General features: G+C 33.7%; 41 protein-coding genes. 33 read left to right on the top strand and 8 right to left on the bottom strand.

Annotated features, from left to right (window positions below; genetic code table 11):
• Positions 1-141: 141 nt before the first annotated feature.
• Positions 142-1533 (top strand): 23S rRNA (uracil(1939)-C(5))-methyltransferase RlmD, encoded by a 1392-nt coding sequence (gene rlmD / locus ACTJJ9_RS01640; RefSeq protein WP_440768420.1) that lies wholly within the window; start codon positions 142-144, stop codon positions 1531-1533.
• 47 nt (positions 1534-1580) lie between these two features.
• On the opposite strand, the gene ACTJJ9_RS01635 is transcribed toward rlmD, so the two are convergent.
• The 5 genes from ACTJJ9_RS01635 to ACTJJ9_RS01615 form a co-directional block, all read right to left on the bottom strand.
• Positions 1581-2729 carry a tyrosine-type recombinase/integrase gene (locus tag ACTJJ9_RS01635; protein ID WP_440768432.1) on the bottom strand — a complete coding sequence of 383 codons (1149 nt, stop codon included), beginning with the start codon at positions 2727-2729 and terminating at the stop codon, positions 1581-1583.
• 6 nt (positions 2730-2735) lie between these two features.
• The gene (locus ACTJJ9_RS01630; RefSeq protein ID WP_440768419.1) at positions 2736-3113 is read right to left on the bottom strand and encodes a hypothetical protein; all 378 of its coding nucleotides are present in this window, start codon (positions 3111-3113) and stop codon (positions 2736-2738) included.
• Positions 3114-3118: 5 nt separating this feature from the next.
• On the bottom strand, positions 3119-3469 hold the full coding sequence (locus ACTJJ9_RS01625; protein ID WP_440768418.1) for a hypothetical protein: 351 nt from the start codon (positions 3467-3469) through the stop codon (positions 3119-3121).
• On the bottom strand, positions 3466-4101 hold the full coding sequence (locus tag ACTJJ9_RS01620; protein WP_440768417.1) for an ImmA/IrrE family metallo-endopeptidase: 636 nt from the start codon (positions 4099-4101) through the stop codon (positions 3466-3468). Before ACTJJ9_RS01620 ends, ACTJJ9_RS01625 begins: the two co-directional genes overlap by 4 nt.
• 68 nt (positions 4102-4169) lie before the next feature.
• Entirely contained in the window at positions 4170-4499 is a 330-nt protein-coding gene (locus tag ACTJJ9_RS01615; protein ID WP_440768416.1) for a helix-turn-helix domain-containing protein, read from the bottom strand.
• Between the two features lie 162 nt (positions 4500-4661).
• Here ACTJJ9_RS01615 and ACTJJ9_RS01610 point away from each other — a divergent pair, with 162 nt between their 5' ends.
• The 16 genes from ACTJJ9_RS01610 (at position 4662) to ACTJJ9_RS01535 (ending at position 12281) form a co-directional block, all read left to right on the top strand.
• Complete coding sequence (locus tag ACTJJ9_RS01610; protein WP_440768415.1) at positions 4662-4889, top strand: helix-turn-helix domain-containing protein; 228 nt, start codon at positions 4662-4664, stop codon at positions 4887-4889.
• Positions 4890-4900: 11 nt separating this feature from the next.
• The gene (locus tag ACTJJ9_RS01605; protein ID WP_440768414.1) at positions 4901-5203 is read left to right on the top strand and encodes a DNA-binding protein; all 303 of its coding nucleotides are present in this window, start codon (positions 4901-4903) and stop codon (positions 5201-5203) included.
• 54 nt (positions 5204-5257) lie between these two features.
• A complete protein-coding gene (locus ACTJJ9_RS01600) occupies positions 5258-5824 on the top strand; it encodes a helix-turn-helix domain-containing protein (protein ID WP_440768413.1) in 567 nt (188 codons plus the stop codon).
• Positions 5825-5837: 13 nt separating this feature from the next.
• Positions 5838-6155, top strand: coding sequence for a hypothetical protein (locus ACTJJ9_RS01595; protein WP_440768412.1), 318 nt, complete (start codon positions 5838-5840; stop codon positions 6153-6155).
• Positions 6152-6502 carry a hypothetical protein gene (locus ACTJJ9_RS01590; protein WP_440768411.1) on the top strand — a complete coding sequence of 117 codons (351 nt, stop codon included), beginning with the start codon at positions 6152-6154 and terminating at the stop codon, positions 6500-6502. Before ACTJJ9_RS01595 ends, ACTJJ9_RS01590 begins: the two co-directional genes overlap by 4 nt.
• A 321-nt stretch (positions 6503-6823) precedes the next feature.
• Positions 6824-7003: a hypothetical protein gene (locus ACTJJ9_RS01585; RefSeq protein WP_440768410.1), complete on the top strand. Its 180-nt coding sequence runs from the start codon at positions 6824-6826 to the stop codon at positions 7001-7003.
• Between the two features lie 14 nt (positions 7004-7017).
• Positions 7018-8067 carry a DnaD domain-containing protein gene (locus ACTJJ9_RS01580; RefSeq protein ID WP_440768409.1) on the top strand — a complete coding sequence of 350 codons (1050 nt, stop codon included), beginning with the start codon at positions 7018-7020 and terminating at the stop codon, positions 8065-8067.
• Positions 8060-8458, top strand: a complete 399-nt coding sequence (locus tag ACTJJ9_RS01575) for a DUF6906 family protein (RefSeq protein ID WP_440768408.1) — start codon at positions 8060-8062, stop codon at positions 8456-8458. Before ACTJJ9_RS01580 ends, ACTJJ9_RS01575 begins: the two co-directional genes overlap by 8 nt.
• A gap of 197 nt (positions 8459-8655) precedes the next feature.
• The gene (locus ACTJJ9_RS01570) at positions 8656-8781 is read left to right on the top strand and encodes a hypothetical protein (protein WP_440768407.1); all 126 of its coding nucleotides are present in this window, start codon (positions 8656-8658) and stop codon (positions 8779-8781) included.
• A gap of 12 nt (positions 8782-8793) precedes the next feature.
• Positions 8794-9600 (top strand): DNA adenine methylase, encoded by an 807-nt coding sequence (locus tag ACTJJ9_RS01565; RefSeq protein WP_440768406.1) that lies wholly within the window; start codon positions 8794-8796, stop codon positions 9598-9600.
• Positions 9601-9672: 72 nt separating this feature from the next.
• Positions 9673-10479 carry a phage antirepressor KilAC domain-containing protein gene (locus tag ACTJJ9_RS01560; protein ID WP_440768405.1) on the top strand — a complete coding sequence of 269 codons (807 nt, stop codon included), beginning with the start codon at positions 9673-9675 and terminating at the stop codon, positions 10477-10479.
• Positions 10480-10499: 20 nt separating this feature from the next.
• Positions 10500-10937: a hypothetical protein gene (locus ACTJJ9_RS01555; RefSeq protein ID WP_440768404.1), complete on the top strand. Its 438-nt coding sequence runs from the start codon at positions 10500-10502 to the stop codon at positions 10935-10937.
• 87 nt (positions 10938-11024) lie between these two features.
• On the top strand, positions 11025-11252 hold the full coding sequence (locus tag ACTJJ9_RS01550) for a hypothetical protein (protein WP_440768403.1): 228 nt from the start codon (positions 11025-11027) through the stop codon (positions 11250-11252).
• Positions 11253-11289: 37 nt separating this feature from the next.
• Positions 11290-11565, top strand: coding sequence for a hypothetical protein (locus ACTJJ9_RS01545; protein WP_440768402.1), 276 nt, complete (start codon positions 11290-11292; stop codon positions 11563-11565).
• Between the two features lie 267 nt (positions 11566-11832).
• The gene (locus ACTJJ9_RS01540) at positions 11833-12057 is read left to right on the top strand and encodes a helix-turn-helix domain-containing protein (protein ID WP_440768401.1); all 225 of its coding nucleotides are present in this window, start codon (positions 11833-11835) and stop codon (positions 12055-12057) included.
• 65 nt (positions 12058-12122) lie between these two features.
• Positions 12123-12281: a DUF3954 domain-containing protein gene (locus tag ACTJJ9_RS01535; RefSeq protein WP_440768431.1), complete on the top strand. Its 159-nt coding sequence runs from the start codon at positions 12123-12125 to the stop codon at positions 12279-12281.
• A gap of 217 nt (positions 12282-12498) precedes the next feature.
• Here ACTJJ9_RS01535 and ACTJJ9_RS01530 read toward each other — a convergent pair whose 3' ends face one another.
• Complete coding sequence (locus tag ACTJJ9_RS01530) at positions 12499-13140, bottom strand: hypothetical protein (protein WP_440768400.1); 642 nt, start codon at positions 13138-13140, stop codon at positions 12499-12501.
• 208 nt (positions 13141-13348) lie between these two features.
• Between ACTJJ9_RS01530 and ACTJJ9_RS01525 the strand changes: the two genes are divergently transcribed.
• The 4 genes from ACTJJ9_RS01525 (at position 13349) to ACTJJ9_RS01510 (ending at position 15418) form a co-directional block, all read left to right on the top strand.
• The gene (locus ACTJJ9_RS01525) at positions 13349-13537 is read left to right on the top strand and encodes a hypothetical protein (RefSeq protein ID WP_440768399.1); all 189 of its coding nucleotides are present in this window, start codon (positions 13349-13351) and stop codon (positions 13535-13537) included.
• A 27-nt stretch (positions 13538-13564) separates the two neighbouring features.
• Entirely contained in the window at positions 13565-14026 is a 462-nt protein-coding gene (locus ACTJJ9_RS01520; RefSeq protein ID WP_440768398.1) for an ArpU family phage packaging/lysis transcriptional regulator, read from the top strand.
• Positions 14023-14565 (top strand): site-specific integrase, encoded by a 543-nt coding sequence (locus ACTJJ9_RS01515; protein ID WP_440768397.1) that lies wholly within the window; start codon positions 14023-14025, stop codon positions 14563-14565. Before ACTJJ9_RS01520 ends, ACTJJ9_RS01515 begins: the two co-directional genes overlap by 4 nt.
• Positions 14566-14803: 238 nt before the next feature.
• On the top strand, positions 14804-15418 hold the full coding sequence (locus ACTJJ9_RS01510; RefSeq protein ID WP_440768396.1) for a hypothetical protein: 615 nt from the start codon (positions 14804-14806) through the stop codon (positions 15416-15418).
• Between the two features lie 181 nt (positions 15419-15599).
• Here the strand turns inward: ACTJJ9_RS01510 and ACTJJ9_RS01505 are convergent, their stop codons facing one another.
• On the bottom strand, positions 15600-16022 hold the full coding sequence (locus tag ACTJJ9_RS01505; RefSeq protein WP_440768395.1) for a type II toxin-antitoxin system HicB family antitoxin: 423 nt from the start codon (positions 16020-16022) through the stop codon (positions 15600-15602).
• A 66-nt stretch (positions 16023-16088) separates the two neighbouring features.
• The gene (locus ACTJJ9_RS01500) at positions 16089-16310 is read right to left on the bottom strand and encodes a type II toxin-antitoxin system HicA family toxin (protein WP_249921928.1); all 222 of its coding nucleotides are present in this window, start codon (positions 16308-16310) and stop codon (positions 16089-16091) included.
• Between the two features lie 160 nt (positions 16311-16470).
• On the opposite strand from ACTJJ9_RS01500, the gene ACTJJ9_RS01495 reads away from it, so the two are divergent.
• From ACTJJ9_RS01495 to gp17, 12 genes are all read left to right on the top strand, one after another.
• Positions 16471-16725 (top strand): hypothetical protein, encoded by a 255-nt coding sequence (locus ACTJJ9_RS01495; protein ID WP_440768394.1) that lies wholly within the window; start codon positions 16471-16473, stop codon positions 16723-16725.
• Positions 16725-17087: an HNH endonuclease gene (locus ACTJJ9_RS01490; RefSeq protein WP_440768393.1), complete on the top strand. Its 363-nt coding sequence runs from the start codon at positions 16725-16727 to the stop codon at positions 17085-17087. Before ACTJJ9_RS01495 ends, ACTJJ9_RS01490 begins: the two co-directional genes overlap by 1 nt.
• A gap of 112 nt (positions 17088-17199) precedes the next feature.
• A complete protein-coding gene (locus ACTJJ9_RS01485; protein ID WP_440768392.1) occupies positions 17200-17721 on the top strand; it encodes a phage terminase small subunit P27 family in 522 nt (173 codons plus the stop codon).
• A gap of 5 nt (positions 17722-17726) precedes the next feature.
• On the top strand, positions 17727-19442 hold the full coding sequence (locus ACTJJ9_RS01480) for a terminase large subunit (protein ID WP_440768391.1): 1716 nt from the start codon (positions 17727-17729) through the stop codon (positions 19440-19442).
• A gap of 82 nt (positions 19443-19524) precedes the next feature.
• Positions 19525-20724 carry a phage portal protein gene (locus ACTJJ9_RS01475; RefSeq protein ID WP_440768430.1) on the top strand — a complete coding sequence of 400 codons (1200 nt, stop codon included), beginning with the start codon at positions 19525-19527 and terminating at the stop codon, positions 20722-20724.
• Positions 20724-21464, top strand: a complete 741-nt coding sequence (locus ACTJJ9_RS01470; RefSeq protein ID WP_440768390.1) for a head maturation protease, ClpP-related — start codon at positions 20724-20726, stop codon at positions 21462-21464. Before ACTJJ9_RS01475 ends, ACTJJ9_RS01470 begins: the two co-directional genes overlap by 1 nt.
• Positions 21465-21500: 36 nt before the next feature.
• On the top strand, positions 21501-22709 hold the full coding sequence (locus ACTJJ9_RS01465) for a phage major capsid protein (protein WP_440768389.1): 1209 nt from the start codon (positions 21501-21503) through the stop codon (positions 22707-22709).
• Positions 22710-22749: 40 nt separating this feature from the next.
• Complete coding sequence (locus ACTJJ9_RS01460) at positions 22750-23049, top strand: head-tail connector protein (protein WP_440768388.1); 300 nt, start codon at positions 22750-22752, stop codon at positions 23047-23049.
• Positions 23039-23368 carry a hypothetical protein gene (locus ACTJJ9_RS01455; RefSeq protein WP_440768387.1) on the top strand — a complete coding sequence of 110 codons (330 nt, stop codon included), beginning with the start codon at positions 23039-23041 and terminating at the stop codon, positions 23366-23368. Before ACTJJ9_RS01460 ends, ACTJJ9_RS01455 begins: the two co-directional genes overlap by 11 nt.
• Positions 23349-23669 (top strand): phage head closure protein, encoded by a 321-nt coding sequence (locus tag ACTJJ9_RS01450; RefSeq protein WP_440768386.1) that lies wholly within the window; start codon positions 23349-23351, stop codon positions 23667-23669. Before ACTJJ9_RS01455 ends, ACTJJ9_RS01450 begins: the two co-directional genes overlap by 20 nt.
• Positions 23669-24100 carry an HK97-gp10 family putative phage morphogenesis protein gene (locus ACTJJ9_RS01445; protein WP_440768385.1) on the top strand — a complete coding sequence of 144 codons (432 nt, stop codon included), beginning with the start codon at positions 23669-23671 and terminating at the stop codon, positions 24098-24100. The genes ACTJJ9_RS01450 and ACTJJ9_RS01445 overlap by 1 nt, the downstream gene beginning before the upstream one ends.
• The gene (gene gp17 / locus ACTJJ9_RS01440) at positions 24097-24471 is read left to right on the top strand and encodes a tail completion protein gp17 (RefSeq protein WP_440768384.1); all 375 of its coding nucleotides are present in this window, start codon (positions 24097-24099) and stop codon (positions 24469-24471) included. The genes ACTJJ9_RS01445 and gp17 overlap by 4 nt, the downstream gene beginning before the upstream one ends.
• The last annotated feature ends 1 nt before the right edge of the window (position 24472 follow it).

The following is a 24472-nucleotide window of genomic DNA, read 5'->3' as shown; positions in this document are numbered from 1 at the left end:
CTGACTCGATATGAGTTAGCCTCATTTTCTTTAGTGATTATGGAAATGCTAGGAAGAGGAATGAACGTTACTAGCTTTTAGGACGAACTATTAGTATGATTAAAAGATGAATGTTCCAGTAGAAATGGAGAGCTTTTTACTATGAAAGAAACGAAAAAAAATCATTCGATTAAAATAGAGAAGGGGCAAACCTTCCCGTTAACAATTAAGCGTTTAGGGATTAATGGTGAAGGTGTCGGCTACTTTAAAAGACAGGTTGTCTTCGTACCTGGTGCATTACCTGGTGAAGAGGTATTAGTTGAAGCGACAAAAATCCAACCAAAGTTTGCAGAAGGAAAGGTTAAGAAAATTAGAAAGCAGTCTCCTTTCCGCGTCAAGCCACCATGCCCAATTTACGAGGAATGCGGTGGCTGTCAGCTTCAACATTTAGCCTATGCCCAGCAGCTAAAGGAGAAGCGTGACATTGTTATCCAATCACTTGAACGGCATACAAAGCTTGCGCTAAATAAGCTAGACATTAGAGACACAATTGGAATGGCAGAACCGTGGAATTATCGAAACAAAAGCCAATTCCAGGTAGGTCAGCAAAAAAATGGAAAGGTCATCGCAGGTCTTTATGGATTAGACTCACACCGGCTCATTCCCATTCAAAACTGTATGGTACAGCATCCTTTAACAAACAAAGTATCAGAAGGGGTGCAACAAATTCTTGAGGACCTGCAAATCCCGATCTATGATGAACGAAAGCGAAAAGGAATTGTTCGTACGATCGTTACTCGTGCCGGCTTTAGCTCTGGAGAAGTTCAGGTCGTGTTAATTACAACACAAAAAGAGGTACCGCGAAAAAAATTATTAATGGCGGAAATTCAAAAGAGATTACCAGAGGTTAAATCACTTGTTCAAAATATAAATGGCAATAAAACATCATTAATTTTCGGTGAAAAAACAATTCATCTTAGCGGAGAAGAGGTCATCCAGGAAACACTTGGAGATTTAAGCTTTGAGCTATCAGCACGTGCATTCTTTCAATTAAACCCAGTCCAAACCGTCAAATTATACGATGAAGTGAAGCAAGCAGCAGGTCTGACAGGAAAAGAAAAAATTGCTGATGCCTACTGTGGTGTAGGAACAATCGGCATGTGGCTTGCAGCTGGTGCAAGTGAAGTTCGCGGCATGGACACGATTGAATCAGCCATCATTGATGCGAACGAAAATGCAATAAAACACGGCATCACCAATGCAACCTATGTTACCGGAACCGCCGAGCATTGGCTCCCAAAATGGGTAAATGAAGGCTGGCGCCCAGACGTCATCGTCGTCGATCCACCAAGAACAGGCTGTGACAAAAAGCTATTAGATGCCATTAAACAAGTAAAGCCAAAAAAGTTTGTTTATGTATCATGTAACCCGTCAACATTGGCAAAGGATATTAGCTACTTAGCAAAGGATTATCATGTGGAATATATTCAGCCAGTCGATATGTTTCCTCATACGGCGCATGTGGAGTGTGTTGCTAAATTAACCCTTATTTAAAGGGATTTATTATACGGTTAAGTGGCAATTGACCACATTTTGACCACTTAACCGTTTTTTCTCATAAAGTCGCTGAACAATTGTGTGCTTTTTTCCTGCATTTTTGGAGTTACATGAGCGTAAATATCACCAGTCATTTTTATGCTAGAATGTCCAAGTCGTTCTTGAACGTCTTTTAAACTAGCGCCTGCCTCTAACATTAAAGTTGCATGAGTATGTCTAATATCATGAATCCTGATTTTTGGTACTTCAGCCTGTTTAATTATTCGATTAAAAACAGTTGTTAATTGTCTTGGATAAATAGGATTACCATCTAACCGAGCAAAAACTAAATTCTGATCATGATATGAGTTACCTAAGGAAAGTTTAAACTCCAATTGTTGTTTTCTATATTTTTTCAGTTCTGAAACTAGAACTTCATCAATCTTGATACTACGTTGAGAACTTTCTGTTTTTAATGGTCCAAATCGGAATCCTTTATCATCATAAATTAAAGAACGCTCTACATTAATCCTAGCTTCATTTAAATCTATATCAGACCATTGTAATCCTAAAAGCTCACCCCGTCTTAATCCTGTATATGCGTCTATTAAAAATGCGATATAATAAGTAATATCTCCGAATTGTGCATAGTGAAGAAACTTATTTAATTCCTCACGTGTCCAGGTAACGTATTTTCGTCTTCTTCCTCTTGGAATCTCAACTTTTTTTAGTGGATTCCTAATGATTAACTCCCAATCAACTGCTTTTTCTAGGGCACCATTCAGCACTGTATAAATATATTCTATATATCTTTCTGATAGTTCTTCATCGATTAGGTGGTTTATATATTTATCGCATTGAGCTACAGTTAAATCACTTAAATTTATTTTTCCTAAAACAGGTATAATCCTAAAGTCAATTGCACGTTTATAATTTGCATACGTTGTATCTCTTACCTTACGTTTTGCAGACAATTCAAGCCACTGATAAAGATATTCTGAAAGTGACATCTTGCTATCAACAATATAAGTACCTTTATTTACTTGGTTTTCTATTTCATTGGCGTATCGTTCAGCTTCTTTTTTAGTTTCAAATCCTCTTTTTGTTGTTTGTTTTCTCTTTCCTGTAAGAGGGTCTTTACCAAGTTCAATGGTAACTGAGTATGTGTAACCTTTTCTATTTTTTGCTGGTACTTTTCTAAAATAAGCCACTATAACACCTCATTTATTTAATATCAGGATTTTTTTCTTATTCGGGATAAATTTGAGAAAATTATGGGTGTCTGGAAAAGGAATGATAAGTTGATGGATTAAATAAGGATCAACTTTGTATTCATTTAACCGTTTCCTAATGCTTTTTAAATAAATTCCTACGTTGCCAGGTTGATTGTTGCTAAAAACTAAATCTTTTAATGACACCGATATACTAGGAATCTTATAATCATATTGATCACGATTGGAATACTCTAGATGTAATTCAAGTGGTACATAAATTACATTATTACCCCAATCAATCTCATTCTGTTTAAAAGTCATTACAAACCAATAAGGAACTAATTTGCCACTAACGAAGTCATGGAATAAAGTAAATCTAGGCATACCATCTAATCTCCTATCTTAAAAGAAAGTACATCTTCTATATCGGTCATTTGAATAACAAAATTTGAAACATCACTGTAGTTAATGTCATGTTCATCTAACCTTGATTTCACTAATTTTAAGTTAATCCCAATGTGATTCTCCTTTGAATTAAGTGTAAGCTCGTCCATCGTTATAGAGAGATTTAGGGCATGTTGATCAAAATATTCGCTTGGATGTAATTCAAAGGGGCTTTGAACTTGAAAAGTATATATACTGTTATTCCATTCAACCTTATTTTCCCTTATGTCCAACACCAACCAAATAGGAACTTCTACACCTTCAAAGTAGTCATAATATACTTTATAATTTGTCATACATTGATCTTCTCCTTTGCTAATTTTCTAGAAATAGCAAGTGCCACAATATCCATAGCGTGTTTAGGTACCTTTTTGGTTTCGATATTTTTACAGTAATTAAAGACTTTTTCATTTGCTAATAATTCAGAATATTGCTTGTCCAATTGAGATTTTAGTATTCGTCTCTTAATCTGATCAACACGCTTTTTTGCAAGAGATCTATTAATATCAAATTCTTTTATAAGTACATTGATAATGCCATTTTCAGAGTTTGGAAGGTCTAGATCACGGAACATGAAAAACGGCATAGCTGCGTATAGTTGAAATTGGTTCGCTTGATTCTCTTGCAAATCTTTAAATGCTTTACTTGTCATTTTTTCTTGTGCACCGTAGTGCATTAATGGGTGACCTAATTCATGAAAGAATACTCCTCTAGCATCTTTATTCGATAAATTAGAATCCAAGAAAATCTCAGCATCCTCTTCATCCCAAATAGCTCTATTTGGCGCACCATCCATATATGTAACCCCAAAACCAAATTTTTTAGCTACGTTGCTTATTGATAAGTCACTTGGCGTTAATAATCCTTTACTTTTATAAATATCTTCAATTTGAATTTCTAAATCTGTTTGTTTGTAATCTTTAAACATAGTAATTGACCCCTTAGACAGAATATATGTTCGCATTAGAAGTTTAAATAAAAAGCCTATTAAAGGCTTTACTTATTTTCTCTTTTCTTTTTCCGTTCTTCTTTCATTTTACGGAATATCTCTAGTTGTAAATCAAGGTACTCTTTTTCTTCTTCAGTAATGTTATCGTAGTCATGGAAAGCAGAACTCACAGGTGGGCTGGTCTTCATACCAAGCAAATAATCAATTGATACTTCATATAATTCAGCTAATTTTTTTAAAGTTTCTGTGTCTGGATCACGGTAATCTCTCTCGTAGTTAGATAAAACAGCATTTGTTATACCGATTTTTTCAGCAACATATTTTTGTGAGTAATTTCTTTTTTCTCTTTCTGCTTTTAAACGTTTTCCAAGACTCATGGTTTTTTCCTCAATTCACTTATTTGTTAATTATAATAACATTTTTTCAACGTAGCGTTAAATATAATAAACAAAAAGTTGAAAAAATACTTGAATTAAACTTTTCGTTGATTTATAATCAGATTATAGTTCAACTTTACGTTGATTATAGGTGGTGAAGAGATGAAATTATATGAAAAGATAAGGCTCCTCAGAAAATCAAAAGGTGTATCCCAGACTTTCGTATCTGAAAAATTAAACATTACAGTGCAAGCCTATAGCTTGAAAGAAACAGGAAGCAGACCAATTAAAACTGATGAACTAGAAGCTATATCAGAAGCTTTAGGTGTATCCCCTTCATGTTTTTTTGATGAAAAATTCAACGTAAAGTTGAATGATAATACTGCATAAGGAGGTTCCAAATGTTAACTCTTGATAAGGAAGCTTTTAGAGAAATGTTCAGTGAAATCATAAAGGAGGAAGTAACCAAAGCATTACAAGATTTCCGCACTACTCAACTTCCTCCAATGCTTACACGAAAACAATTTATGGAGTTATTAAACATTAAACAAGCTAAAGCTTCAGAATTACTTAATCGTCCTGACTTTCCGGTATTTAGAGAAGCCGGAGTTCTTGTTCCAACCCACATGCTTTTCAAATGGATAGAAAAGAACACGAGTTGGGTTGAAGAAAATACCGATTATTTTCAAAAGAGAATTATTTAATAACCATTACTTAAATTATACATTTTAAAACTGAATAAAAACGGAGGCGAACATATGTCGAACAAACCATATTCCAGACACAATATTAATCATCTAATGAGAGATTTAAGAAATCAATCTGGATTCAGCCAAATCGCACTAGGAAAAGTAATTAATCGTACTCAAAAGCAAATTAGTGATATTGAAAATGGGTTAGTTGAACCGACTCCTGAATTAGCAATCAAATGGTTCACAGCATTAGGAGCGTTCGAACATGTTGATTTAGTTCATTACTTATACGACTTACATCCACTAGCAGCTGCACCAATAAATCCAGAATTAAATGAGGATTTGGGAAGGGCCATTTTAAATTTAAAGCAACAAATTCAACACGCTCTTGATTCTATTAACCAGATTGAGGAATGGATGACAGACCTTAGACCAGGAGTAGTTGCTGATGTACCTATGAATGATTTCAGAGAGCTGTTTGATTTATGTCCTGGAGTTCGAACAACGCTATATGCACTGAATAGGGAGTTTGGTATTAATCTTAAATCTTTATCAGATGATTGGACAAGAAAGTCACTTTCAACAAGGGTAGCAATGCCAAGGTATGAAGAAAGAGAACTAATGCATGTATAAGGAGGACGGAAAATTGAATTCATTTTTGAAAGGAAATCAAATTGATTTTAATGCAGTTGAAAAGGAAACTTCTGTTGGGTTTGTCAATTACATGAAAGAGAATTTGTCCTATGAATTTGAAAATCAAAGAACTTTCATCGACTTTTTAATAGAAACTTCTAAATTAACAAAAACAATTATTGTGTTATCTGATATAAAAATTTATCAGTTCACTTTTTATCTAGACGATGGTTTATACCGTGTCAAAAGCTTAGGTGCTTGGGGAGCAAAACTACTAATCGATAGAGGTACGTTAACAGGTTATTACATTGAAGATAGGAGAATCATATGAAACAGTCGATTAAACTAACAAACTTTCAAAAGGATTTAGCCCTAGTTGCAATGAGAAATTACCGTAAAACATTTAGTGGTGATGGTCAAAAGTTATTTGATATCTCATATAAAAAGGTTCAACAAATGGAGAAAGAAATTGAATTGGATGGCATGGAAATGATTTATCTTACACAAGCTTTAAGGTTTCAAGGAAAAGAGTACTTTCATACCAACAATAAAGAATTATCGATGTTGTATAGGGATTTTGGAAATCAAATTGAGAATATTAGATTCGTATTTCAACATAAGAACAATCCTTTATTGAAAAGTAAAAAAGCAGCAAGTGCGGGAACACTAACTGCTTAATCGGGATATAGATAAAACTAATAATTTCAAATTAATTCTAACATGTACGAGTTAGAACGACAAGCTAATTAGTTCTTGTCGTCATAACTAGGAGTGTTTTTCCTCCTAATTACCCAAGAGTCTTTTTCCACTCCTGGTTATGACGATGTGAACTTGTTACTAATACACGCAAATATAGGACAAGCTATGCATCAAATTTATGAAAAGGAGGATTAACATTGGAACACTATACGCAGGCAGGTATTGTTTTACTATTTTGTTTAGTTTGCTCAGTCTATGTGTGGTTATCAATGGATAAGTCAGAAGAAAAGGGGAGGTAACATGCTTTTTGAAATTGATTTATTCGTGAAAGTAAAAAACAATTTCAAAACGATTCACTCTACAATCGTGTTTGCAGACACGGTTACAGAAGGTAGAGAGAAAGCGTCAGAAATTGCAAATAGTCTTATTAGTAAAAAGTATAAAGAAATTCAATTTGATATTCAAGAATTTATTGTGTGAAAGGAGTGAAACAAGTGGCTACTAAACTAGGACGTATTGTGATTAAGCAAGAACTTGTGGAGCTCACTGGAGATTATAAGTTAGCGATCGTTTTAAATCAAATGATTTACTGGTCTGAGAGAGTTACAGACTATGACAAATTCATCAAAGAAGAGAAAGAACGCTTAAAAGCAGAAAACATCGATAGTGAAGAAATCAGTTTGCAAAATGGATGGATATATAAGAAAGCTGATGAGTTGGCAGAAGAGTGCATGATAACATCCTCAGAAGCAACGATGAGGCGTTATTTAGACAAGTTGGTAGAGAAGGGTTGGTTGTCTAAGAGGAACAATCCTAAGTATAGATGGGATAAGACATTTCAATACAGAGTAGAGTTGCACAAAATTCAAACAGACCTTAATCAACTAGGTTTTGCTCTTGATGGTTATGCCCAAGTTTTGAATGACGACTCGAAAAATCAAATTGACGATTCGAACTTTCAAAATGACGATTCGAAAAATCAAAATGAAAGTTCGAACTTTCAAAATGATGCTCCGAACTTTCACGATGAAAGAGCAATACCAGAGATTACTTCAGAGAGTACTTCAGATCTTAAAAAAGAAGTTGAAGAAGAAGAAGCCACCCAATCACCAAACGCATATCGATTTTTTGAAGATAACGGATTTGGGACAATCACTCCATTTGTTCACGACAAAATTGAGTATTGGGAAAATTGTATGTCTACTGAGCTTGTCATTAAGTCTATGGAAATCGCTGTTGAATCAGGTGTACGTACTTGGAAGTATGTTGAAGCAGTACTACGAGATTGGGCAAATCGGAACCTGAAAACAGTGGAACAAGTTCATGCAGCTCAACTTGCGTTTAGAGAAAATAGGTCAAAACGTAAAAGTAAGCCAAAACAACGTACAACGAGAAAAGAACTAATTCCTGATTGGTTGAATAATGAAGATGAACCTCAAACGAGTAGCAACAGTGAACCGGAGTTAAGTAAAGAAGAATTTGAAAAGCAGAAGAAAGAATTGTTCGAGCGAATAAAGAAAAACAGGGGCAATAAAGATGGTTAATTATCCTTTTTGGATTCGCATTGAGTATCGAGAGTTAGATAACTCATATTCCAAAGGATATACAGGCAGCGTTCTAAACGAAAATCACTTTGTGGATGTTGTTGTAAGAAACTCTTTAAAGCTATCAACAATTAAAAAATTCGAGATTAATAACAAGGAGTATCCTGTTGCAAAGTTAACTAGAATTTTCGAAAAAGCAGAATTTATAAAGAGGGAGGTATCCGAGAAGTTGAAACAAGGTAAAAATCCTACTAACGCACAGAAAAAACAAATTAAAACTGCTGGTCTAGAGCCTAAAGATTGGTTAATAGTAAAAAACCTTTCGAATAACAAAGGTGAATTACATCTTATCAACAGAACGTCAGGGAAACCTCATGTCATTGCGGTGTAGAGTATGAAGTTGGTAGAAAAAGTCTTAATTAATGAACTTAAGAAAGACCCAATTAAAGTACAAAACATGGTTCTTAACATGGAAACATTGGACCTAAAAACTAGGTCGCAAATTTTAGCATTAGCAATCGTTTATGAACATCCAGAAAACCATGAACTTAGGAACCCTTTAAAAATTAATGAATCGGAGGGAAGAAAATGAGTCTTGGCAAATTATGCAGTTATTTATACAAGTCTGCTAGAGTACTAGCTGATGTTAATGCCATTAAAAAAGGAACATATCATAAACGACTTAAAAATAGATACATGAAAAAGTTATTTTAGGAGGGTAAGAAGTTGGCCATTCCAAGAATTTTACATTATCCGGGTAGCAAGTGGAGTATGACTGATTGGATAATTAGCAAAATGCCTGACCACGAAACATATTTAGAACCATTCTTTGGATCCGGAGCAATCTTTTTTAACAAGAAACCTTCGGGTATTGAAACTATTAATGATTTAGATAGTAATGTTGTTAATCTTTTCAAGGTTATCAGAGACCATCCGTCTGAATTAGCAGAAAGAATTGATTGGACTCCATTTTCAAGAGAGGAATATTATTCATCTTATGAGGGTCAGACAGGTAATGACTTAGAAGATGCTAGAAAATTCTTAGTACGTTGTTGGCAAGCTATAGGGGCAAAAACAAGTGACCGAACAGGATGGAGAAGTTTAATTAACTTTAACGGTCCTAATACTGCGAAGGAATGGGGGAAGCTTCCGGAAAAAATTTTACTGGTGGCAAAAAGGTTAAAGGAAGCACAAATTGAACAGCAGCCTGCAGTTAAGTTAATCGAACGGTATAAAAGAGAAGGAGTATTAATATATGCAGATCCTCCTTATATCATTGAAACTAGAACAAAACGTCACTATAAACATGAAATGACCCTAGAGGATCATATTGAACTACTTGAAGTATTAGATAATCATCCAGGACCCGTTCTTCTTTCGGGATATGCTCATCCATTATATGATCAAAAGTTGTCACATTGGAGAAGAGAAACTCATAGAGCATTTGCAGAAGCAGGAGCAAGTAGAGAAGAAGTTCTTTGGATTAATCCAATTGCTACGGAGTTTGGTTATAAGCAGCAGACTTTATTTTAAATTTATGAAAACGATAGGAGAAACTTAATTGCTTCTCCTACTCCAATCAATAATAGAAAGGAGAGAAATAAATTGAGTAATTTGAAGGTTGTAGCAAATGAAATGTTACCTGTATATGAAAATGAAAACAATGAAAAGTTTGTTGATGCAAGAGAATTGCATACACACCTATTAGTCGGTAAGGACTTTACTAGCTGGATAAAAGAACGTATTGAAAAATATGGTTTTGTTGAAGGTGAAGACTTTTCCCCAATTTTGGTGAAAACTTCAGGAAGACCTAAAACAGAATATCTTCTCACCATAGATACAGCTAAAGAAATTGCGATGGTTCAAAATAATGAAATGGGAAGAGCAACTAGAAAATACTTTATTGAGGTGGAGAAGCGAGCAAAGCGAATGAATTTTCCATCTTACATGATTGAAGACCCAATTAAACGAGCAGAAAAATGGATCGAAGAGCAAAAACATGTTCAGTTATTAGAAACTAAAACAGCAGCATTAGAACAGCAAGTATCAGAATATAAACCAAAAATTACTTATTTAGACATGATCCTTAATTCAAAAGATACTGTTACCATTTCACAAATCGCTGAAGACTATGGAATGTCTGGGAGAAAAATGAATCTGTTATTACATGATGCTGGTATTCAATATAAGCTTAATGGTCAATGGCTATTATATTCCATTCATAAGGGTAAGGGATATACAAAATCAATGACTGTAGATGTATTTCATACAGATGGAACACAAACAGTGAAAATGAATACTCGTTGGACTCAAAAAGGTAGATTATTTATCTATGAAAAATTAAAATCCAAAAACATCTTACCTCTCATGGATTTGGAGAATGAATCATTCAAAAAAATCAGTAACAAATAAATAAAAAAGGGAGGTTAACGATGTTACAAGGAATTTGTATTGATACAGAAAATACAGTGGTCCTTACAGAAGGTGAACGATATTATCTTTTTCCAAATGGATTAGAACATTATTATGTTTCAAAATTCCCCAATAAGGGAGCACACACAGGATGCTTTCAAGCAAAACATTTTAAGTTGATAAGCGAAACTGAACTTGATAGAGAAAAGGTTTATATTGCTTATATGTATCGCAAAGAAGGTTATCCTGGATTGGAACTTATTGAATACTATATCAAGCCCAAAAAGACACATTGCAATATCTATTATGATAAAGCATTAACTCAATTCAAAGGGTGTTTTCCTCTAGCATGGTTCTCTGATTTTGAGGAAGTCGAACCGAAATCAATGAAAAATGAACCGATTGTCGAAGATGTCTATTTTGAGAGTGATGATAATGGTCAGCTTTTGTTGTTTTGACAGAAATAGTGAAGTAAGGAGGAAGTTAAATTGGATAAAAGTGAAGCCAAATTCATGGCATACGATTGGGAGCGTGGAGAGTTTATATTGATACAATCTAATGATGTCGTTGAAGCTATTCATATTGCTTGGAACTATGAGTTTGATGTATATGAAGTTGAAACGAAGAATCTTATTTTTTCTGGTCGAGAAGATAATGAAACAAACTCAGATTGGTTAGAACCGTATAGTATTCGAATGATAGACGATGGTATTCATAGAAAACTTCAAAACATCGAAACAGGTGAAATTTACAACGCGGATTGGCAAAGTTAATACACAATTTGACGAAAATTGCAAAGGAGGAATAAAAGTGAAAAAAAACATTATTTGGTCAGAAGGCGGGGAAATCGCCTATGGAAGAGAAAAGGACTTTGTTAATTATGATGAGTTTGTTAAAACAATTCAAGAACAATATCAGGAAGAGTTTTGCTTAGTCGAAAACGTAAGAAGGCAGGCATGTATTAGTACACTAGAAGGTTTATCTGCTGAATCATTGATACCTCTTTCTAGTACAGATATTGTGATTGAAAATTATTGGCTAGCAGATGTAAGTGAGATTGGAATAGCAGGAAAAGAAAAAGAGTAATGTTGCAGCAAGGATAAATTATTAAGAAAGTTACTTAAAAATGAAAAACAGACCACTATACTACAAGCAGTCTGTTTTATATGAGGTAATTACTTTGTTTTATACTGCTATATTATGCAAAAGTATGGAAAGTGTTCATATTTTTATTAGGCGGCACAAGGAGCGTAGTGGAAGTAATCTTCATAGGTGAGCAAAAGACCCCTTGTACCTTCTAATTAAAGTGCACATTTTATAGAACTTTATTCCAAGAAAAGGATGATGATAAAAGTGTATGAAGAAATAACCATTGAAGAGTTTGCCGATTTTGTTAAATTTATGCGGAAATCAACAGGAATGAATAAAAAAACTTTTGCTAATGCGCTTGGAGTAACTGTGACAACAGCTAGAGCTTGGGAGACTGGTCAGAAACTTCCGAGGGATCCTTACAATGTTGTAAATACAATTCGTAATGTCGTGAAGTTAAGAATTAAGAATAAGAAAATGACTGCATAAAAAAAGCCGAGATTACTCTCGACTCGACCTAAACCTATTATAACATGGGAGTGGTCTCGGTGAAAATGACTGCCGAAGTTGACTTAATGAATGATAAAAAAATGTATGTAGTAAAAGATGGAAGGCTAATAGAACATGACCTTCCTGATTACGGTGAAACGGTAATTATTACACTTGGAGGGAAAGTTGATAGGTTGGAAACTACAGTTAAGAAGAAAGTTTAAAGAAAATGTAAAATAAAGAAGGTGAAAGTGATGGAAAATACCAAAGAAATATTACAAGTAGAAGGATTTAAAGAAGTCGAGAAATTGGTTTTTAAACTTGGTGAAAAAATAGAAGAAGCTAATGTGATAGCGAGTAAATTAGCCTCTTCAAAAATTTATGTACAGGATAACCGAACAAAAGAAATTGATGAGTATCTCCTATTACTTAGAAAAGAATTTATTGAAAGTTTTCATTGCGAGCCTTCTGAATACTACTTGGAAGCTGTAGGGCACTCTCAACGTATTCGGATATCTTTACCTGAAATGAGAAAGTCTTGCGAGAAGTGACAACTTGTAATTTATTTATGCCAATTTTTACTTTGTTCTTATCATGATAGTGAAAAAATATAAACCCTCTAACTGATGTGTATGGTGGGATATCTGTAACTGGTTTCAAGTACGAATCTTCTATGTAGAAAATCTTTGAAAGTTCCTTTCCCATCGCGAATATAACACCTTTGCTATCTTTTTCAATCTTAGGTTGGGTAGTTATTTTGTAGTTACTTCCGAATTTTGAATAAGAGTTAAAAATTAAACCATCATTTAATTTATATTCAATGATTGATATAGGTAATGCACTTCTATTTGAGATAACTACATCAAGAATAGCACGATAATCCTCATGCCAATATACATCGGGAGTATCATAATCGGTAAAATCAGGTTTAATTATACAAGATGTGCTGTTGTCTATTTGTAATATCCCAATCTTAGCTCTATTTCTGTAAAAGTTCGTGAAAGTAATGATAAACGTCAGAACTGCAATCAAAAAAGTAGCTAATGGTAGTAAATCGATAATAATTTTAAAAATCGTATCCATAATACCACCTCCTTTCTAGCAATATTTTACTAGAAATGGAGAAGTGAATGTTAAATGTTTTTATCAACTATTTTGAGGAATCGTAAGATTTAATTATGAAGGAAAATTAAATAATGCCTAACGGAAAAACCGAGGGCACTAATCAAGATAGCATGATTTATGCTGTTTTGATTGGTGTCCTTTTTTTCTATATTGAAAGGAGATTTTTATGAGGACATTACAGAATGAATTATCTAAATGGTCAAAGAAAAATGGAAGTATGGTTTCTGCTAATAATGAAAATTTAAAGCCGATAAAGAAGAAAGAAAAGTTATCTAAGCGTGATCTAGAGGAATTAATGGGAATTTATCGACCGAGGCATTCGAGAGGTTTAGGTGGAGCATTTAAACAACGATAAAAACAATTGTGAATGGAGGATAAAATGATGAAAAAGAAATTTAATACATATTTACCTGCGATAGATTATAAAGCAACTAAAAAGGAAGTTGAAAAGACTTTTGAGGAATATAGAATGTATTTGGTTACGCTGCCTTCTGACTTTTTACCGAAAATTACTCCATCATACTCACAATTACCACCATCATTTACTAATGAATTTCACAGTTCAACAGAAGATGCAGCAATTGAACGTATAGAGTTTGAGAATGCTAGACAAAGGTTCATAAATAGAATCCATGAAGCTGTTAACTCTCTTAAACAAGATGAAAGATTTATTATTATAAAAAGTTTCATGGATAAAGATATTGGATATGATCCAGATATTTATTTGGAACTTGGAATTGGAAAAACAAGATATTATGAAATTAAAGGAGAAGCAATGCTTCGCTTAGCATTTGATTTGCAAATTGAAGTATATAAGAAAAAGAATGAGGTGAAATCAGCATGAACCTTGTTCAACCCATAAGAGATAAGGAACTTTTACAGGAAATTAAAAAGTGGTTAAAAGAAACAAATGAAAGGAATTATATTTTATTTTTGTTAGGAATCAATACTGGCCTTCGAATATCAGATATTTTGAGATTGAGAGTGAGAGATGTTCAAGGCTGGGACATCTACATTAGGGAAAAGAAGACAGGAAAGCCTAAACAGATTAAAATGCCTAATGAATTAAAAAAGGCAATAAGGAACTATGTAAAGGATAAGGATTCATCTGAATTCTTAATTAAAAGTAGGCAAGGAAAAAACAAACCAATCACCAGAGGAATGGCTTATGTAATACTCAGTGAAATAGCTGAAGAATTTGACTTAGAAAGAATCGGTACTCACTCACTTCGTAAAAGTTATGGATATCATCATTACAGACAATTTAAAGATGTAGCTGCACTTCAAAAAATATTCAACCATTCAGACCCAAGCATTACCCTTAGATATATAGGGATTGAACAAGATAGTCTAAATGAAATGCAAAGGAAACTTAGAATTTAGATTTATCTTATTTTTTTATTCATTTTTCAGTTAGCTACAAATTGGGTATTGTCTAACTCATGTAATGTAATGCTAATAACCATTGATATATCAATGGTTATGAATATATAGTGAGTTGTACACATTATAGAATATAGATAATTCATTAAGAGCAAAAATACTAAAAAAACGACTTTAAAGGTTATGATTTTGATATATTTAAAGAGTGAAAATTATATGATTTGGAGGATGCCTTTGTTTGGACTGGATATTTCAATATATAAGTATAACTGCAATAATTGCTGCTTTTGGATTTTTAGCCAAATATTTAATTCAGAGAAAGATTGATTCGTATTTTAATCTTAAGCTAGAGCATCATAAGCAAGAATTAAATGCACTCACAGAGAAAACTAAATACGACCTAAGTAAGAGACTTTTTGACTTTGAAGCTTTTGCAACGAAGAAACATTCTACTTATCCTGAATTATATAAAAAAGCGCATGCCTTAGTATTATGTCTAAGGGATTATATCTTTACAATGGAAGCAGAGTTTAATTTAGATGAGCCGATTAAATATGATTTAAGTGGAGAGAGTAGAGACATGTTAAGTTGGAGACATGAAGAAATGATGAAATTAGTAAATGCCCAAAAAGATGCAGCTGATTTCTTTTTCCACAACGAATTATTTATGTCTTTGGTGATTGCTAATAAGGCGACAGTTTTTTTGAAAATGACAAACGAAATTGTTAATTATTCCATGAGTCTTGAGTATGATAAACCATACGTAAATAGTCAATATGATCTTATTCAGACAAGATTAAAAGATTTAAAAAGTTCAATGCACAAAGAATTATCTTATAGTCATGACGATTAGTCTATTGCGAACTATTCACGAACTATCTACGGACAATAAACGGACGAAAAGAACAATTCAACATGATAAATTAGTAATATCAAAATATATCATAAAGCGCTTATCCAAATGGAGGGCGCTTTTTTATTGGATAAAAAAAACAGAACCCAAGTAGCTAATAAAAAGGTTCTGTTTTTCTTTATTACTTATTCTTAATCGAGTTAATTCCTAACGCTTCTTTTATTGATGTTTGTAGCAATTGAGAAAAATTTAACCCAGCTTCTTCACCAGCATCTCTAAGCCATTTTGGTAATGTGCAATTTTTAGTCACAGCTTTATTTGCTGCTTCATTACGAAAAGGAGGCATGAAGACTTCAATAAATATAATTTGTTCATCTTCTGATAACTCAATGGAGTTGGGTTCAGATGGTAAAGGTAAATCAGCTTCATTTTCTTCAAGCTCTAAAATACGAAAAGCTAACATTTCTTTTGCTCGTTTTATACCGTCAATTAAATCAGATGGGATTATTGCAGTACCAGGGAAATCTGGAAAATACAAACCTTGGTTTCCATCCACATCTTTTTCATACACGACGGGGTAAATATAATGACTCTTATTGGACATTTGTATCACTCCTATACCATTATTTTTTACATTCGTAAGGTAATGAAATTGGGTGGAACAGAGGGGTTAAAACTTAACCCCTGATGTTCTTTCGATACTTCTTAAAGTACCTTTTGGAATTATCTGTCCCATACTGTGGATGCTTATATCTGCGAATCTTGTTGGGTCATCTTTATGTATGTATCTTTGATGACTTCCTCCACCTTTGTGTGTAGGGGACTTGATAAAACCTTCTTTCTTAAGTATTTGAAGTACTTTCCGAGTGTTGACTTGTTTCCCCAATTTCATTACCTCCTTTCTATATTAATATTATAACACGCATAATTTATACGTGTCAACAAAAAATGCGCATAAATTATGCGTGTTTTTTTATGTACTTAATATGAGTAAAAGGGTGAGGGAAATTGTTAAAAGAGCAAAACAAAAATTCGAAAGGTGGTAGGAAGTAATGGAATTTATACAAGGAAAGGTTGATTTAGGAGAAATCTCAATTGACCTAAGTACATCTAAGTTATCAAAAAAATTAAGAGCAATTGCAAAACATACTTCTGCATTAGCAGATGAATTAGAGAAGATTGACCAATCAACTTGTCCCGAATGTGGAAATGCGTTAACAGAAGATACAATCCATGCTGACGGTGAGGTATTGGATAAGAATGTATACTGCACCTCATGTAATTACATTGAGAACAACATTATCTAATGACTCTACTAAAGTTGTGTTCTTGCGGTAAACCAATAGATATTAAGAAAACGAAGTGTAACAACTGTAGTAAGAGCAATGGTGAACGTCACAGGTTATACGACAAATACAGACGAGATAAAGAAGCAGCATCTTTCTATAGTTCATCTGCTTGGCAAAAGGTTAGAGAGCAAGCATTAATAAGAGACAAAGGCTTATGTCAGCTATGTCTAAAGAAGAAAAAAATAACCCTTGCTGATATGGTTGACCACATCATTCCAATTAAAGTTATGTGGGAATATCGTTTTGATTTAGAAAATTTACAGTCTTTATGCAACCATTGCCACTCAATAAAGACTAATGAAGACAAGAAAATTTATTAATTGAAAGGGGAGGGGGTGGTTAAAAAGTTTTTGTCGATTCACTGTAGACCGCGCTCACCCTGATTTCTCGCAAAAACTCCCTTTTCAAATTTTCCAGAGAGGAGGAAAAAGTATGCCACGACAGAGAGAACCGGTGGATTTATTGACATATAAAGGAAATAAAAATTTGACAAAGGCGGAAATTGAAGAACGAAAGTCACAAGAGGTAAAGGCACCAAGTGATAAGGTCAAGCCTCCAACATATCTTCCAAGGGATTTAAAAAGAGAATTTAAGAAGATAGCAAGCGAGTTAGTGGAAATCGGGATTATGACTAATCTTGATAATGATGCACTATCTCGTTTTTTATTGGCAAGAAAGATGTATCTCGAGGTCACTGATAAATTGTTGGAAATATCCCCTACTAAGGAAGTACCTAATTTTAAAAAGGATAGTAATGGTGATATATACGAAGATGGAACAAAAGAAATTATTAATGATATGCATTCTGAATTGTTAATTAGTCAGGATAAACTTTTCAAACAATGTCGAGCAGCTGCAAGCGACCTAGGATTAACTATTGCATCTAGATGTAGATTAGTTGTTCCTAAGAAAGAAGACAAACCCAAAAATAAATTTTCGAAGTTTGCGAAGTGATGTAAGTGCATCGAGCCACACAATATGCATTAGATGTAGTAGAAGGTCGAATAGTTACTGGTAAATATGAAAAGTTATCTGCTCAAAGACATTTAGATGATTTAGAAAAGTCAAAGCTTGCACCTTATGTTTACCGATTTGATGAGGACAAGGCAAATATTATTATTGAATATGCAGAAACCTTGATAATTGGTGAGGGTGATGAAAAGCAACCCTTGAAATTGGAACCTTTCCAGGTATTTTGTTTTGCTTCCTTACACGGTTGGGTTCATAAGTCAACAGGTTACCGCCGGTTTAGAAGTAGTTATATTCAGGTAGGAAGACAGCAAGGGAAATCTCTTATGAATGGGGTACTTGGTACTTTTTACGGGAATTTCGATGGATATAACTATGGGCAGATTTATTGTACAGCAACAAAACAGGACCAAGCTAAAATTGTTTTAAACGAAATGATAAAGTTTATTCGCTCTGACGAGGATCTTGAAGAAATGTTCAAGATTAAAGAATACGAGAGTACAATAATTTGTTTAATAACTAATTCAATTATTAAGGCACTGGGACGAGATACTAAATCTATTGATGGATTTCGTCCTTTACTAGGAATTATAGATGAATATCATGCACATCCAACTAACCAGATATATAAACTCCTTGAAGGTGGTACAGGAAATTTAAAAGAGTGTCTAATCAGTGTTATTACTACAGCTGGATTTGATTTAAATTCACCATGCTTTGAGTTATATGAGTATTGTTGCGGAATATTGGAAGGTGCATTTGAAAATGATACACAATTTGTGTTTATTGCTCAATTAGATAAAGAAGATGATATTTGGGACCCGAAAAATTGGGTTAAAGCTAATCCAATGACATGTAAGACTCAAGAAGGAATCGATCGAATGATTGATATCGCCAAGAAAGCAAAGGAAATGGGCGGGGAAGAATTAAGAGACTTCATGACTAAGAGGCTTAACATTTGGGTTCAGTTTACTGATAACCAATACATGAACTTTGAGCATTGGAAAAAGTGTGCTTCAACAAAGTCACTTGCGGACTTCAAGAAAATGAGTTGTTATGTTGGACTGGATTTATCAAGTGGAGGAGATTTAACAAGCCTAGCCTTAATTTTTCCTTATTTTACTGAAGGAAGAAAAAAATATTATGTTCATTCGCATTCTTTCATTCCAAAGAATCGTGTTGCTGAACACATCAAAACAGATAATGCTCCTTATGATATGTGGATTCGAGATAAATTACTAACAACCACAGAAACATTGGGAGGAATTAAAACTGATTATAAATACATCATTTCATATTTAAAGAGAATCATAGAGGAATATGAATTGGATGTAAAAATGGTCTGTTACGATCCTCACAATGCATCAGCATTTTTAAGCGATTTAGAAGAAATGGGAGTTGACTCAATATCTATTACACAATCTGCACGTAACCTAAATGACCCTACAGAGGATTTTAGATTAGAGGTTGAGGCGGGAAATGTGGAATATGATAAAAAAAATCAACTCTTAACTTGGTCTGTTAGAAATGCCAAGACAGTTTCTAACTCTTTTGGGGAAATAAAACTCGACAAGGATTTAAGGCAAAAACGAATTGATCCTGTTGATGCTGTTATTGATGGTTGGAAAATGGCGATGGCAGCTGCAGAAGGAAGCATAAATATAAATAAAGCAACTAGTGAGTTTATTGAAATGATGGGATGGTGAGGGAGGTGAAAATTTGAATATCTTTAGCAAAGTTTATCGGAGTATTAAAAACTGGATATCTCCAGTATCCAAAACATCAGATATGCAAAGTGAAGATTTACTCGAATGGTTAGGAATAAGTAAAACTCCAAAAAAACTTGTGGGTGAAGTTACTTATTTTACCTGTTTGAAAATGTTGTCAGAAACGTTAGGGAAAATGCCTATAAAATTTTATCAAGAAACAGAAAAAGGAATTGAAAAGGCAAAGCCAAATGCCTCGTATAAACTTCTAAGGAAACGACCAAATCCATTGATGACACCTTCAACATTTTGGTCGACGGTAGAACTTAATAGAAACCACTATGGAAATGCATATGTTTGGTTACGAAAAGAGTTTAAACGTCAAACCTATGGAGGTTCATACGATATCCAAGATATGTGGATTATGCCATCAGATTGTGTACAGGTTGTATTTGATGATGTTGGTTTTTTTGGAGGGAAGGGTTCGATCTGGTATATCTACACAGACCGATATAGTGGAGAACAATTCTTTTTCAGGAGCCATGAAGTACTTCATTTTAAAACATCATATAGTTTCGATGGAATAATGGGATTACCAGTTAGAGAAATATTAAAATCAACTGTCGAGGGTGGCTTAGAGAGCCAAACCTTCATGAATAACCTTTATAAGAGCGGTTTAACTGCAAAAGCAGCTTTAGAATATACAGGGGATTTAGACCAGAAATCAAAGGAGAAACTAGTTGCAGGCTTTGAATCCTTTGCAAATGGTTCGGATAATGCTGGGAAAATAATACCTGTTCCACTAGGAATGAAGTTAGTTCCTCTTAACATTAAGCTTACAGATAGCCAATTCTTTGAATTGAAGAAGTTTAACGCACTACAGATTGCTGGAGCTTTCGGAATAAAGCCTAATCAAATTAATGACTATGAAAAATCAAGCTATGCTAATTCGGAAATGCAACAATTATCTTTCTACGTAGATACTGAGTTGTTTATTTTAAAACAGTATGAAGAAGAGATTGACTATAAAATACTCTCACCGGAGGAACTGGATGAGGGTTATTTTTATAAATTTAATGAGAAGGTTATTCTTCGGACAGATAGTAAAACACAAATGGAAACTCTTGCAAAAGCTGTCGACAGTGGCATTTATAAGAGGAATGAAGCTAGAGAGATCCTAAACCTTCCTATAGCTGAAGGTGGTGATGTATTAACAGTTAATGGAAATAGCATACCTGTTACAATGGCAGGAAGACAATGGACTAAAGGAGGTGAGGAATAATGAAGAAGTTCTGGAATTTCATAGAAAATAAAGCTACCGAATCACAACCAGCAAGCGTTGAATTACGGATTGAAGGAGATATTGTCGATGATAACAATGTTTGGGTTTATGAATGGTTTGGTGAGCCTTCTGCTAGTCCTAATGCATTTAAAAATGAACTTAATAAATATAGTGGACAAGATTTAACTGTATGGATTGATAGCTATGGTGGAAGTGTATTCGCTGGTGCTAGTATTTACAATTCTTTAAAAGAACATAAAGGAAAAATCACAGTAAAAGTGGATGGCAAAGCAATGAGTGCTGCTTCTGTTATCGCCATGGCTGGGGATGAAATACTCATGAGTCCTGTTGCTATTATGATGATTCATAACCCTTTAACAGGAGTATATGGCGATATGCATGAATTAAGAAAGACTGCTGATGTTTTAGATACTGTTAAAGATTCAATAATTAACGCTTATTTAACAAAAACAAGTAAGTCTAGAGAAGAAATTTCTCAACTTATGGATATTGAAACTTATATGTCGGCTAATGATGCAGTATCAAGAGGGTTTGCTGATGGAGTATTATATCAAGACCAACCTTTAGATATCGCGAATATGGGTGCATTTACTTTTAATAAGTTAGATATAGTTAATAGCACTAAACAATCTATACAGCAGGCAATTAAACTTTTTGGAAGCTCAAGAGACAACAAAATTGAAAAAGAAAAACTTCTCTTGGAACTAGAACTTATCTAGTTCTTTTTATATGACCAAATTTAAGGAGGAATTACATTGAATCCAGAATTATTGAAAATGTTAACTGAAATTAATAACAAAAAAGCAGAAGCAAAAAGATTAGTTATGGAAAATAAAATTGATGAAGCAAAGATTGCGAAGGATGAATTAATTGATTTGCAAAACAAGTTCGATTTAGCTAAGGATTTATTTGACGAAGAAGAAAAACAACAACAAACAGCTGCACAAAATAAAGCTGTTAAACCTGAAGAACAAAAGAAAAACTACCTTAATTCTTTTGTGAATTTATTCAAATCTACTGTATTGAAAACCTCTGTAAATAATGAAGATGTTGAAGTTTATAACATGATGACTGAGAAAGATCCTACTGCAGGGGTTTCAGATGGTGGTCTTACAGTACCACAAGATATTCGTACGCAAATTAAAGAATTACGTCGTGCGGGTGATGCATTAGAAACACTTGTGAATATTGAGCCTGTTTCAACACTTAGTGGTTCACGTGTAATTGAGGTAAATGCTGACGAAGTACCTTTCGATAACGTAGAAGAGGCGGCACAATTTCCAGAGGTAGACACACCTAAATTCAAAAATTTAGCATATAAAGTCTTGAAAAAAGGTGGAATTTTAAAAATAACTAGAGAGTTGCTTCAAGATACTGCTGAAAATATCCTAGGTTACTTAAGAAAATGGATAAGTAAAAAGGCAAGAGTAACAAGAAACTTTATGATATTAGATGAGCTCGACAAAAGTTTTGGTGGAGAAAAAACCAAGAAATTGAATACCTTTGATGATTTTAAAGACATTTTCAATGTTGAGTTAGATCCTGCAATTGCGTTAACATCTATTGTTTTAACTAATCAAGACGGATTTAATTGGTTGGACAAGCAAAAAGATGCTGATGGTAACTATTTGCTGCAAAAAGATCCTACACAAGCAACAAAAAAATTACTGTTTGGTGAATACCCAGTAATTAAAGTATCAAATAAAGTTTTAAAATCTACTGATGTATTAACTGCAGAAGAAGTAACAGGAAAGAAATTTCCCTTTTACTTTGGAGATTTAAAAGAAGCTATCACAATTTTTGATAGAGAATCATTATCCATTGAATTTTCTACAGAAGCTGGAGATTTATGGGGTAAGGATTTAACTGGTGTAAAAGTACGTGAACGACTTGATATTAAAACAGTTGATACGGAGGCAGTTGTTAAAGGTGAAGTGGAAATATCGACTGTTTCAGAAGTTTAAGGAACGGTTTTGTTACCGTTCTCCCTAAGGGGGAATCAAAGTGATTATAGAACTTAAAGAAACTAAAGAATGGCTCCGGATTGATGGGGATGACGAAGATACAACTCTAAAAGTTCTTATAGGTGCTGCCGAAAATTACCTTAAAAATGCCACTGGTCATGAATTTGACCAAACATATAATCAAGCAAAGCTTTTTTGCTTCGTTTTGGTAACTGATTGGTATGAAAATCGTGAATTAATTGGTAATAAACCATCAGAAAAAGTTCGATTTACAATACAATCTATGCTCACGCAATTACAAAATATAACATTTGAGGGAGAGGAAACAAGTGGAATTTAAAGTTTTAAAGACATTTATATGCAAGATTTCAAAAAAATATTTTACTAAAGGAAGTTTTTATAAAACAGATGATTCAAATCGAGCAAAATTTCTACAGGAAAATGGGTATGTTGAACCAATTAAAGAAAATAGCGATGAATTACCTGTAGATTTAGGAAAAACAGTAGAAGAGCTTAGCAAATCCATTACAGAAGAGTTTGATAAGGAAACTCTTAAATTAATTTTGGCAGCTGAAGAAAGTGGAAGAAATCGTTCAACACTTATTGTTCATATTGAATCACTTTTAAAAGGTGATGAGGATGAATCCAGCAAGGCTTGATTGTCGCATTGAAATAGGAGAAAACAAGAGTATCAAGGACCCAATAACAAAAATAAATCAAACAAAATGGGTTCCATTTCATACGTGTTGGGCAGAGAAAGATGAACCAACAGGACGTTCTTTTTATCAAGCAGCTGTTGCACACCTTGAATATGTAACATGGTTTAACATTCGATCCAAAAAAGGGATTAAACCGGATATGCTTGTAAAATACAAAGATCGTACATTTAAAATCGAAAATATTAAGTATGGTTCAAGAAAGGAAAACCTCGATGCTCTTCAATGTAGAGAGGTGATTTAATGGGTTCTTATTTAAATGTTGATGGTTTTTCTCAAATTCAAAATAAAATTATCGAATTAGGAAAAAAAGGTCAACGTATAGAAAATAAAGCGTTACGTGCTGGGGCAGAAATAGTACGAGCTGAGATTAGTGAACAAGCACCTCGCAGTGATAAACCAAGAAAGCCAACAGATGGAACACAAAGTTGGAGAACAGGTGAACATGCTGCAGATCATATTACAGCCAGTAGTGTAAAAAGGTTGAATGGTTCAAAAGTTGTTGAAGTTGGGATTTCCCGAGTAGATACTTCTCATTACTTTTACCTTAAATTTCATGAATATGGGACTGTTAAAATGGCTCCACGCCCATTTATGAAACGTTCTCTTAGACTATCTAGAGATAGGGCAAGAGCAATAATGAAAAATATATACAAAAAGGAGCTGGGACTATGATAGATTTAGAAGTTCCAGTCATTGATGCGCTTGAAGCAGATGAAGAGGTTATAAAATTAGTTGATCAGAAGATTTTCAGATTGAGCGTTCCCTCAGAATTTGCGGATAAGTATCCTTATATCCGTGTCGCAGAGTTAGATAATACTGATAATGATTATGCAGACAATAAAGCTAGAACGAGCGACATTGATATCCAAGTTGACTTCTGGACTAAAGACGATCCAGGAGTCCTTCAATCATCCATAGATGCTGTTATGAAGTCACTTCAGTTCAGAAGAACAGGAGTGACTCCTTTTTTTGAAGAAGAGACAGGAGCAATTCGAAAATCAATAAGATATAGAACAAAAGTGAAAATAGAGGAGGAATTTTAAT

It is taken from the genome of Metabacillus sp. 22489 (genome assembly GCF_052044855.1).
Classification (GTDB): Bacteria; Bacillota; Bacilli; order Bacillales; family Bacillaceae; genus Metabacillus; species Metabacillus niabensis.
The sequence above is the reverse complement of the archived record's forward strand: the minus strand, read 5'-3'. Positions and strand labels throughout refer to the sequence as shown.